The sequence below is a fragment of the Nocardia sp. JCM 34519.1 genome (genome assembly GCF_020361265.1).
In the GTDB taxonomy this organism is placed as follows: domain Bacteria; phylum Actinomycetota; class Actinomycetes; order Mycobacteriales; family Mycobacteriaceae; genus Nocardia; species Nocardia arthritidis_A.
On record NZ_JAIRBR010000001.1, the window covers coordinates 1234850 to 1247672 of the forward strand.

General features: G+C 68.0%; 1 protein-coding gene (only partly in view). It reads right to left on the reverse strand.

Translation table 11 applies throughout. The annotated features are described in order from the left end of the window. Positions 1 to 12823, reverse strand: the final stretch of a protein-coding gene (locus tag LGY53_RS05960) for a non-ribosomal peptide synthase/polyketide synthase (RefSeq protein ID WP_225725585.1). Its footprint extends 30767 nt past the window's final position; 12823 of the gene's 43590 nt are visible here — the last part of the coding sequence; its start codon lies beyond the right edge, outside the window; the stop codon is at positions 1 to 3.

Sequence of the window (12823 nt, forward strand, 5' to 3'; positions counted from 1 at the left end):
CTACTCCGCGACGACAATTCGGACTTCGTCGGTGGCCGCGTCGACCGGTTCGCCCGGTGTGACGAACCAGTGGCCGACCTCGCCGTCGGCCAGATCGTCGGCGGGTTCGCCGCCCGACGGAATCACCGAGAGCGCGCCCGCCGTCGCGGCGGCCAGGAATTCCAGCACCGCCGTGCGGCCGGTGACGGCCAGGGTGTACGTGGTCGACTCGTAGTCGATCGCGTATTCGTCGCGCAGCCGGACCGCCTGGTCCAAAGCCTCGGATTGTGTCAGCGTCGCGAAGCGACTCGATGAGGAATGGTGGTCGGGCGACGGGTGGGCCAGTGGAGTTCCGTCCACCACGAACGCCGGGTGATCCTCGCCGAGCGGGCGGACCCGGTCGGCGTAGGACACCGGATGCGTTGGTGCGGCGGCCAATTCGGCCCGAACCTGCGGATCGGACGGCACCAGCCAGCGCACCGTGCCCTCGGCCTGCTCGGTGCCGATGCCGAAGCTCGCCCCGGCCGCGGCGATATCCACCGATCCGGAATCACCGGCGAACAGGCAGGCCGCACCCGCCTTCTGCACCGCCCAGGCCGCGACAACCGAATCGACCGAATGCGGCAGCGCGATCGCGACGATATCGCCCGGTCCCGCACCGCGATCGATGAGCACCCGCGCGAGCTGCGAGGAGCGCCGATCCAGTTCGTGGTAGGCGATTTCGGTATCGCCGTCCAACAGCGCGGGCGCCTGCGGATCCGCCTCGACCACCTCGGCGAGCACCTTGGCGACCGTGCGCGCACCAACCCATCCGGTCGGTTCCGGTGTGGAAACCGCTGCCGTGACACCGGATTCGGCCAGCAGCTTGGCCCGCTCACCGCTGTCGAGTATGTCGATATCGCCGACCGGAGCGTCGGGATCGCCGAGCAGTGCGTCGAGCACCCGGAGGAACCGCGCGGACAGGGTCGCCACCTCGTCGGCGGTGAACCGGCTGCCCAGGTACTTGAAGGTGAGCTCGATGCTCGCCTCGGCCATCACCAGCAGCGTCATCGGGTAGTGGGTCGCGTCGTTGACGCCGACGCCGGTAACCGAAACGCCGTCGATCGAGCTGGCGGCCGAAATCGCCTCCTTGTCCATCGGATACGACTCGAACACCACCAGCGTGTCGAACAGCGAACCCGCGCCCGCCGCCCGCTGGATATCGGTGAGGCCGACGAAGTGATGGTCGAGCAGGTCGGCCTGCTCGCCCTGCAGGCGCTGCAGCAGCTGGCCGATGCTCGCCCGGTCATCGATGCGCACCCGCACGGGCAGCGTGTTGATGAACAGGCCGACCATCGCTTCGACGCCGGGCAGCTCGGCGGGACGGCCGGAGACCGTCGCGCCGAACACCACATCGCCGCGGCCGGTCAACCGGCCGAGCAGGATGCCCCACGCCGCCTGCACCAGCGTATTCACCGTGACACCGAGTTCGGCGGCGTGCTTGGTGAGCTGACGCGTGCGGTCGGCGTCGATTTCGGTGACCAGCTTGCCGATCTCGTACGTCTCGGCCGAACGCGGCTGCGGCGCAAGCTGTGTCGGCTCCTGCACCCCGTCCAGCGCGGTCGCCCAGGCGCGCAGCGATGCCTCGCGGTCGCGCCCGGCCAGCCAGCCGAGGAAGTTGCGGTACGGGGTCACCCGCGGCAGCGCCGCCAGATCGCCGTGAACCGCGTACAGCACCAACAGATCCCGCATCAGCAGCGGCATCGACCAGCCGTCCAGCAGGATGTGGTGGGTGGTGATGACCAGGTGCCACTGCGTTTCCTCGGTGCGGAACAGCGTGAACCGCAACAGCGGCGGCTGCGCCATATCGAAATGCGTTGCCTGGTCGGCCTTTACCAGCCGCTGCAGTTCGGGCATCCGCTCGTCCTGCGGCAGCTCGGTGAGATCCACCTCGCGCCAAGGCGCTTCGATCCGGTCGAGCACCACCTGCACGGCCTGACCGTCCGCGTCGGTGACGAAGGCGGTGCGCAGGTTCGGGTAGCGATCGACGATGGCCTGCGCGGCCGTCCGCAGCCGCTCGATATCGACGACACCGCTCAGGTCCACCACCGCCTGCATGGTGTAGACGTCCACGGTGGCCTGGGTGAGCAGCGCGTGGAACAGCAGACCGGACTGCAGCGGCGAGAGCGGCCAGACCTCGGTGATGGCCGGGTAATTCCGTTCCCACAGTTCGATATCCGGCTGGCCGACCCGCACCAGCGGCAGATCCGACGGCGTCAGGCCGCCCGCGTCCGGCCGCTGCGCGTGGGTGGCGAGCGCGGTGAGCGCGGCAACCCAGAGATCGGCGAATTCCTGCACCCGCTCCCGATCGAGCAGCCCGTTCGGGTAGGCGAAGGACGCGCCGAGCTGCGGGCCGTCCGCGCCGTCGGTGACGATCGCGTTGATATCGACGGTCGCATTGGCGGGCATATCCAGATCCATATCGCCGTCGAGGCGACCCAGATCCGCCACCGGCACCCAACCGATTTCGGCCAGCTGCTGCGGAATCTCCCCCGCCGATGCCCGGCCGAGGTAGTTGAAGCTGATCTGGCCCACCGTGCGCAGGCGCTGCGCGGTGCTCGGGTTCAGGTACCGCAGCAGGCCGTAGCCGATGCCCTTGTCCGGCACCGCGAGCAGCTGTTCCTTGACCGATTTCACGATGTCGCCCATGGCGTTTCCGCCGTCGAACGCGTCGTCGAGATCGGCGCCGGCCAGTTCGAGCAACACCGGGTAAGCGGTGGTGAACCAGCCGACCGTGCGCGAAAGATCCGCGCCCGCAACGACATCCTCTTCGCGACCGTGGCCCTCGAGTTTGATGAGAGCCGAGTCGCCGCCGCGCCAGCGGGCGGTCGCCATGGCGAGCGCGGAGAGCAGACCGTCGTTCACACCGCCCCGGTACAGACCCGGAATCGCGGTGAGCACCGCGTCGGTGACCGCGGCGGGCAGCAGAACCTCGACCCGCTCGACGGTGGCGAAGGTGTCCACCGCCGGGTCGAACGGACGCGCACCGAGATGCGGATCGTCGGCCTGCGAGATCTTCTGCCAGAATGGCAGTTCCGCGACCCGTTCGGCCGAGACGGCCTCCTCGGTGAGCGCGTGCGCCCAGCGCCGCATCGACGTCCCGTTCTCGGGCAGCGCGACCTGCTGACCGGCGGCCAGCTGCGACCAGGCGACCGCGAGGTCCGGGATCACGATGCGCCAGGAGACGCCGTCGACCACGAAGTGGTGCGCGACGATCAGCAGCACATCGCGCCGGTCACCGTTGAAGGCGAACCAGATGAACTGCGCCATCACGGCATTCGCCGGATCGAGGCGACCCATCGCGGCGTCGAATTCGATGCTGGCCAGCCTGGACAGCTCGGCGTCATCGACGTCGGCGGGCAGTTCGACGCGATGCACGAGCGCGTCGACATCCACCGCGCCGTGCGGCAGCGCCTCGAACGTCCAAGCGTCCTTGGCGTTTTCGGCGTCGGCGTTGCGCCGCAGCCGCGACCGCAGCACATCGTGGTGCTCGAATACCGCGGCGATGGTGCCGACCAGGGTCTCCCGGTCGATGCCGTCGGGCAACCGCAGCGACATCGACTGCGAGAACCGCTGGTAGGTCGAACCGCTCGCCAGGATCTGGGTCATGATCGGCGTCAGCGGAATCTCGCCGATACCGCCACCCTCCAGTTCCTCCAGCCGCACCTGCTCGACCTCGCCACCGAGCGTGGCGATTTCGGCCAGCGCGGCGACGCTGCGCCGCTCGAACACATCGCGCGGGGTGAACACCACACCGCGCGCCTTGGCCCGCGACACCAGCTGGATGGACAGGATCGAATCACCGCCGAGCGCGAAGAACGAATCGTCCAAACCGATCTGGGTGACACCGAGCACCTCGGCGAACACCTCGGCGATGGTCGCCTCGATTTCCGTTGCCGGAGCCCGGAATTCGCGCGGCGCCAGCACGGGTTCGGGCAGCGCCTTGCGATCCAGCTTGCCGACCGGGGTCAGCGGGATCTCGTCGAGCACCATGATCGCGGCCGGAACCATGTGCGGGGCAAGGCTGCGCGCGGCGTACTCGGTGAGTTGTGCCGGATCGACGGCCTTTCCGGGCGCGCCGAGCACATACGACACCAGGATCGTCGCGCCCGCATCGGTTTTGCGGCCGATGGTGATGGCGAACTCGACATCCTCGTGCCGGGCCAGCACCGAATCGATCTCGCCGAGTTCGATGCGGAAACCGCGGATCTTCACCTGGAAGTCGGAGCGGCCGACGTAGTCGAGCTCCCACGGCACCTCCGGCAGCGCGGCATTGCCCGCCCGCTCGCCCGGTTCGGCGAACCAGCGCACCACGTCACCGGTGCGGTACATCCGGTCGCCCGGCGCGCCGAACGGATTGGCCACGAACCGATCCGCGGTGAGGTCGGGGCGGTTGTGGTAGCCGCGGGCCAGTGCGTCACCGGCCAGGTACAGCTCGCCGGCGACGCCGGGCGGCACCGGGTTGAGCCGCCCGTCGAGCACCAGCGCCGAGACGCCGCGCACCGGCTTGCCGATGGTGATGTGCCGTCCCGGGGTCAGATGCGCGTACGAGGTGATGATGGTCGCCTCGGTCGGACCGTACGCGTTGAAGTACAGCCGGCCCGGCGCCCACTTCGCCAGCAACTCCTGGGTGGTGACATCGCCACCGACGGAGGCGACCTCGAGCGCGACACCCTCCGGATCGACGGTGCCGAGCACCGCCGGAGTGATGATCGTATGCGTCACCTTTTCGGTGCGCAGCAGCTCGGCCAGGTCGGGACCGCCGATGATGCCCGATGGCACCACGACGAGCGTCGCGCCGGTGTAGCCCGCGCACACCCACTCCAGCACCGACGGGTCGAAGCTGGGCGAGCAGATGTGCAGGAACCGGTGATGCCGCTCGAGCCGGTAGAGATCCGTTGCGACACCGACCAATCCGCCCATACCCGAGTGGGTCACGGTGACGCCCTTGGGCATACCGGTCGAACCCGAGGTGTAGATCACGTACACCGGATGCCAGGAGCGCAGCGGCGCGAGGCGCTCGGCGTCGGTGACCGGATCGGTCGACTTGCTCGCCAGCAGCACGTCCATCGCCGGATCGTCGATGGTCATCCATTCGACGTCGGCGGGCAGCTGATCCAGGTACTCGCTGGAGGTGAGGCCGATGACCGCGCCCGAGTCGGTGACCATGTGCCGCTTGCGATCGTCCGGGTAGGTCGGGTCGATCGGCACGTGCGCGCCACCGGCCTTGGCTACCGCCCAGAACGCGGCGACCATCTCGTAGGACCGCGGGAACGACAGCGCCACAATCTTTTCCGGACCGACACCGCGATCGATGAGCACCCGCGCGAGTCGCGAGGAGTACTCGTCGAGTTCCCGGTAGCTGATCGAGCGGCCCAGGTAGCGCACCGCGGTGTGATCCGGATCGAACCGGACGCCGCGGGCCAGCAGGTCGGGCAGCAGATCGTGGGTGTCGACATCGACGCCGCACACGTGGGTGAGCAGCTCGTGCTCGTCCTCGTCCAGCAGCGGCAGGTCGCCGATCGGCGTATCGGCCTGGGTGGCAATGGCTTCCAGCAGCCTGGTGAACCGCTCGGCGAACACCTTGACGGTGGCATCGTCGAACAGGTCGCGGGCGAAGGCGAATTCGGCGAACATACCCGCGCCCGCGGTGTTCGCGCCCGCCTCCCGAACCGTCAGCGACAGATCGAATTTCGCGGTGTCCACCTCGAAATCGACCGCGGCGACGCTGAGTCCGGGCAGTTCGAAGCTGCTCTCCGGCAGGTTCTCGAACGACAGCGCCACCTGGAACAGCGGATGCCGCGCCGTCGAACGCTCCGGGTTGAGCAGTTCGACGAGTCGTTCGAACGGCAGATCCGCGTGCGCGAACGCCTGCAGATCCGAATCCTTGGTCTGCGCCAGCAATTCGGCGAAGGTCAGCTCGCCGCGCACGTGCGAACGCAGCACCAGCGTATTGACGAACATGCCGATCACATCGTCGAGTTCGGCCTCGCCGCGACCGGCCACCGGGGTGCCGATGGCGATATCGTCGGTACCCGACATCCGCGCGAGGAACAGCGCGAGCGCGGCGTGCACCACCATGAACAGCGTCGCGTGCTGTTCCCTGGCGATCTCGGTGAGCTTGCGGTGCAGACCCGCCTCGATCGGGAACACCACGCGCCCACCGGAGAACGACTGCGCCGTCGGGCGCAGGCGGTCTGCGGGCAGGTTGAGCTCGTCGGGCAGCCCCGCCAGCGTCTTGCGCCAGTAGTCGGCCTGCTGCGAGATCAGGCTGTCCGGATCGGTTTCCGCGCCGAGCACTTCGCGCTGCCAGAGGCTGAAGTCCGCGTACTGCACCGCCAGCGGCGACCAGCCCGGGGTCACCCCGGCCGCGCGGGACGCGTAGGCGACCATCACGTCGCGGGTGAGCGGGCCCATGGACCAACCGTCGGCGCTGATGTGGTGGGCGACGAAGACCAGCACGTATTCGCCGTCCGCCACCTGGAACAGCTTGGCCCGCAACGGAACCTCGACGGTGACGTCGAATCCGGCGCCGATCACCTCGATGATCCGCTCCCGAATGTCTTCGGCCGCAACGGGTTCCGGAGTCAGATCGGGTACCGCGCGCTCGACCGGCAGGATGACCTGATGCGCCGTGCCACCCTGTTCGGGGTAGATGGTGCGCAGGGTCTCGTGCCGGCCGATGACATCCGCGACCGCTTGTTGTAGTGCGGCGACGTCGAGGTCGCCGGACAGGCGCACGGCCACCGGAATGTTGTTGACCGCTGAGGCGGTGTCGAACTGGTTGAGGAACCACATGCGCTGCTGAGCCAGCGACAGCGGGATCTCCTCGGGGCGTGGTCCGGCGACGAGGGCTTTGCGGCCGCCCGCACCGGCGTGCTGTTCGACCTTGACCGCGAGCCCGGCCACCGTCGAGGCCTCGAACAGGGCACGCACCGGCACCCGTGAATCCAGTGCGGCACCGATGCGGGCCGCGACCTGGGTCGCCAGCAGCGAGTTACCGCCCAGGGCGAAGAAATCGTCATCGGCACCGACTCGCTCCAGCCCGAGCACGTCGGCGTAGACGCCCGCGACGATCTCCTCGATCGGAGTCGACGGGGCGCGGAAGACCGTTGTCTCGAATTCCGGCTCCGGCAACGCCTTTCGGTCGAGCTTGCCGTTGACATTCAGCGGCAACGCGTCCAGCACCACGAATGCCGAGGGCACCATGTACGACGGCAGACCCGCCGCCAGTGCCGACTTCACCTGCGCGACATCGACTTCCGCATCCGCCGCCACCAGGTAGGCGACCAGGCGATCACCCGTCTTCGGATCCGACTTCGCCACGACAGCGGCCTGCGCGATCTCCGGCAACGCCAGCAGCGCCGCCTCGATCTCACCCAACTCGATACGAAAACCACGGATCTTCACCTGGAAATCGGTACGACCCCGATACTCCAACTCACCGTTGGCATTCCAGGCCACCAGGTCACCGGTGCGATACATCCGCGCCCCTGCGGTGAACGGATTGGCGACGAACCGGTCCGCGGTCAGATCCGCGCGACCGAAGTAGCCACGCGCCAACTGCGCACCCGCCAAATACAACTCACCCGAAACCCCGACCGGTACCGGACGCAACCGCGCATCCAGGACATACACCTGACTGTTCCACTCCGGCGCACCAATCGACACCGACACCTGATCGGCCGGGGTGACCCGATGACTGGTGATCGACACCGCGGCCTCGGTCGGACCGTAAAGGTTGAACAGTTCCGTACGCGGACGTTCTTTCAAGAACTTCTGCGCCAGTGCACCGGGCAGGGCCTCACCGATCGCGAGGACCCGCCACAGCGAGGTCGGGAAGTCCCCGGCCAGCAGTGCGTCCAGCATCGACGGGACCACATGCAGGGTGGTGACCCATTCCCGTGCCATGAGCTCGTTGAGGTAGGCAGGGTCGCGATGCCCGTCCGGGGCGGCGATCACCAGGCGACCACCGCATGCGGCGGCCGACCAGAACTCCCAGACCGACAAATCGAACGTCGCGGCCGTCTTGAGCAGGATCGCGTCCGCCGGGTCGAGACCGAATTCGGTGACCTTCCACAGCAATTGGTTCGCGATCGCGGCATGCGGTACCGCGACACCCTTCGGCCTGCCCGTCGAACCCGACGTGAAGATCACATACGCGGTGTTCGACGGACGCAGCGGCGCAACCCGATCCGCATCGACCACCGGGGTCGCGGACAGGTCGTTCAGGTCGAGTTCATCGATGCGCACCACGGGTGCGGCGTCGGTATCGAAACCGGCGTCGGCGTTGGTCAATACGCAGACCGGTGCCGCGGTCTCCAGGATGTAGGCCGTGCGCTCAGCCGCCTGATCCGGATCCACCGGCACATACGCACCGCCGGACTTGGCCACCGCGTACATCGCCACGATCAGATCCACCGAGCGGCGGATGGCGAGCGCTACCCGCGACTCCGGGCCGACACCCAGCGAAATCAGGTGCCGGGCAAGACGATTCACCCTGGCGTCGAGTTCACCGTAGGTCAGCGTGGCGCCGTCATCGGTGACCAGCGAGACTTCCTTCGGATCCGCGGCGACCGTCGCGTCGAGGATCGACACCAGCGTCGCATCCGAATCCACCTCGTATGCGGTGGCATTGCGGCGCACCACCAGTTCGGCGCGTTCGGCGGGGTCGAGCAGTTCGATCTCGCCGACCGCGGTGCGCGGTGCGGCAATGATCTCGCCGAGCAGTCGCGCGAAGCGTTCGACGAAGTCCTGCACCGTATCCCGGTCGAACATATCGGTCGCGTAGGTGAAGAAGCCGGTAATGCCTTCCGGTTCACCGGAATCGCTGTAGCGGTCGGTGGCGATCAGGTGCAGATCGAACTGCGACAGCTGGGTATCGATATCGAGACCGGCCACGGTCAAACCGGGCAGCTCCAGACTGGACTGGGCCAGGTTCTGGAACGACAAACCCACCTGGAACAACGGATGCCGCGCGGTCGACCGCACCGGGTTGAGCACCTCGACAAGGCGCTCGAACGGCACATCGGCGTTGGCGAAGGCCTGGATATCGGTTTCGCGTTGCCGCGCAAGCAGTTCGACGAACGGCTCACCGGCATCGATCCGCGAACGGAACACCAGCGTATTGACGAACATACCGATCAGGTCATCAAGCACAGCCTCACCACGACCAGCCATCGGCGTACCGATCGCAATGTCGTCGGTGCCCGACAACCGGGACAACAGCACCGCCAGGGCGGTGTGCACGACCATGAACAGCGTCGCACCCTCAGCACGAGCCAGCTCGATCAACGCCTGATGCGTGCCCGCATCGACCCGCAACTCGACCTTGCCACCGGCGAAGGACTGCACCGCCGGACGCGGACGATCCGACGGCAAATCCAGCTGATCGGGCAGGTCAGCCAATGCTTGCTGCCAGTAGGCAACCTGCTTGGACGCCAACGACTCCGGATCCTCTTCGCCACCCAGCAGTTCACGCTGCCAGATCGAGTAATCCGCGTACTGCACCGCCAACGGAGCCCAACTCGGCGCCTCACCGAACGCACGAGCCGCATAAGCGGTCACCAGATCCCGCGTCAACGGGCCAACCGACGACCCATCACCAGCGATATGGTGCACCACCATCGCGAGAACGTATTCGTCGACGGCATCGGCGATCTGGAACAACGCCACCTTCACCGGCACCTCGGTGGTGACATCGAAAATCGTCGAAATCAGCTCGATGACAGCCGCTTCCACGTCGGCCGCCGCGACGACCCGCACATCCAGCTCGGGCACCGCCTGCGTCGGCGGCAGGATCACCTGCACCGCACCGGCCTCGGTCTGCGGATAAATCGTCCGCAGAATCTCATGCCTGCTCACCAGATCCGCGATCGCCGCACGCAGCGCCGCCACATCCAACGCACCGGTCAACCGCACCGCGATCGGCACGTTGTACGCCGCCGACTGCGTATCGAACCGGTTGAGGAACCACATCCGCTGCTGCGCCAACGACAGCGGAATGTGCTCCGGCCGCGGACCGGCGACGAGTGCCTTACGGCCACCGGCGTCGGCGTGCTGCTCCACCCGAACCGCAAGCGCGGCAACGGTGGACGCCTCGAACAGCAGCCGCACCGGCACCCGGGTATTCAGCGCCTCACCGAGCCTGGCGGCGACCTGCGTCGCCAGCAGCGAGTTACCGCCCCAGGCGAAGAAGTCGTCGTCGAGGCCGATTCGCTTGCCGCCCTCGCGGTTATCGATGCGCAGCACCTCGGCGAAGGTGTTGGCGACGATCTGCTCGATCGGGGTCACCGGCGCACGGAAGACCGCCTTTTCGAAGGTCGGTTCCGGCAGCGCCTTCCGATCCAGCTTGCCGTTCGCGTTGAGCGGCAGGGCATCCAGCTCGATCAGCACCGAAGGCACCATGTACGACGGCAATTCGGCGGACAGCGCCGACTGCAGCGCACGCTTGTCCACCGGGCCTTCGGCCGGGACAACGTAAGCGACAAGGCGGTCACCGATATTCGGATCGGTGTGCGCCAGCACCGCGGCGGCGGCGATCGCGGGCTGGCGCAGCAGCGCCGCCTCGATCTCGCCGAGTTCGATGCGGAAACCGCGGATCTTCACCTGGAAGTCGGTGCGGCCCCGGTATTCCAGCTCGCCGCCGGCGTTCCAGGCCACCAGGTCGCCCGTGCGGTACATGCGGCTGCCCGCCGCGCCGAACGGGTCGGCGACGAAGCGGTCGGCGGTCAGCTCGGCGCGGCCGAAGTAGCCGCGCGCCAGCTGGGCGCCCGCGAGATACAGCTCACCCGAAACACCGACCGGCACCGGCCGCAGGCGCGAATCCAGCACGTAGACACGGCTGTTCCACTCCGGCGCACCGATCGACACCGAGGCCCGGTCGGCATCGGTGACCAGGTGGCTGGTGATGGACACCGCGGCCTCGGTCGGGCCGTACAGGTTGAACAACGTAGCGGCATTGTGCTGCCGGAACCGCTGCGCGGTCGCGGCGGGCAGCGCCTCACCGATGGCCAGCACACGACGCAGGCTGTGCGGCAACCGGTTACCCGACTCGGTGAGCAGTGCGTCGAGCATCGACGGCACCACATGCAGGGTGGTGACGCCGGTCTCACGCATCAGCTCGTTCAGGTAAGCCGGGTCGCGGTGGCCGTCGGCCAGCGCGATCACCAGGCGGCCGCCCGAGACGGCGGCCGACCAGAACTCCCAGACCGAGAGGTCGAAGGTGGCCGCGGTCTTGAGCAGGATCGCGTCATCCGCGCCGAGCTCGAATTCGGCCGTCTCCCAGAGCAACTGGTTGACGATCGCGGCGTGCGGCACCGCGACGCCCTTGGGCTGACCGGTCGAGCCGGAGGTGAAGATGACGTAGGCGGTGTTCGCCGGGGTCAGCGCGCCGCGGCGCTCGTCGGCCCGCACCGGATCGACGGAATACGCCCCGAGGTCGAGCACGTCGACCGGCACCACATCGGTTGCCACCGTGTGGAATCCGTCGCCGACCGTGGTCAGCACGCATGCGGGCGCGGCGGTGGTGAGGATGTACTCGGTGCGCTCGGCGGGCTGGTCCGGATCGATCGGCACGTAGGCCGCACCGGTTTTCGCGACCGCGTACATGGCGGTCACCAGATCGGCGGAGCGGCGGATGGCCAGCGCCACCCGGTCCTCCGGTCCGATGCCGCGGCCGATCAGGTAGCGCGCCAGGCGATTCACCCGTGCGTCGAGTTCGGCGTACGAAATTTCGACGCGGCCCTCGGCGGTGTCGGCCACCAGCGCCACCGCGTCCGGGCCGGCCGCCACCGTGCGATCGAGCAGCGAGACCAGGGTTGCGGCGGTGTCGGTTTCGTGCGCGGTGTCGTTCCACGCGGTGAGGATCCGGTCGGTCTCGTCGGCGGAGAGCAGATCGATCTCGCCGACCGCGACCGCGGGATCGGCCACCACGGCGTCGAGCACCCGGATGAACCGGTCCGCGAAGCCCTGCACCGTCGCCTGATCGAAAAGATCGATGGCGTAACCGAATTCGGTGACGATCTCGGCCGGGGTGCCGTCCTCGGCGTACCGGTCGTAGAGCGTGACATGCAGATCGGTCTTGGCCAGCTGCGAATCGAAATCGACCGCGCTCACCGAAAGACCCGGCAGCTCGAAGGTGGTCTCGGCCAGGTTCTGGAACGAAAGGCCCACCTGGAACAGCGGATTGCGCGCCGTCGAGCGCACCGGGTTGAGCACCTCGACCAGCCGCTCGAACGGCACGTCGGCGTTGGCGAACGCCTCCAGGTCGCGCTCCCGGACATCGGCGAGCAGATCGGTGAACCGCGCGCCCGAACCCACCCGGGTGCGGAACACCAGGGTGTTGACGAACATGCCGATCAGGTCGTCGAGTTCGCGCTCACCGCGACCGGCGATCGGGGTGCCGACCGCGATGTCGTCGGTGCCGGACAGCCGGGCCAGCAGCACCGCCAGCGCGGCGTGCACGACCATGAACAGCGAGGCGTTGTTGGCGCGCGCCAACTCGTGCAGGCGGGCGTGCCGCTCCGGATCGATCTCGAAGCGAATCGCCTTGCCCTGGAACGACTGCGCGGGCGGGCGCGGCCGGTCGGCGGGCAGCTCCAGCTGGTCCGGCAGCTCCGCGAGCGCCGCGGTCCAGTACGCGACCTGCTGGGCGGCAAGCGATTCCGGATCGTCCTCGGCACCGAGCACCGCGCGCTGCCACAGCGCGTAGTCGGCGTACTGCACCGGCAGCGGAACCCACTGCGGCACATCGCCGCCGACCCGGGCCACGTACGCGATCATCAGGTCGCGGGCCAGCGGCCCC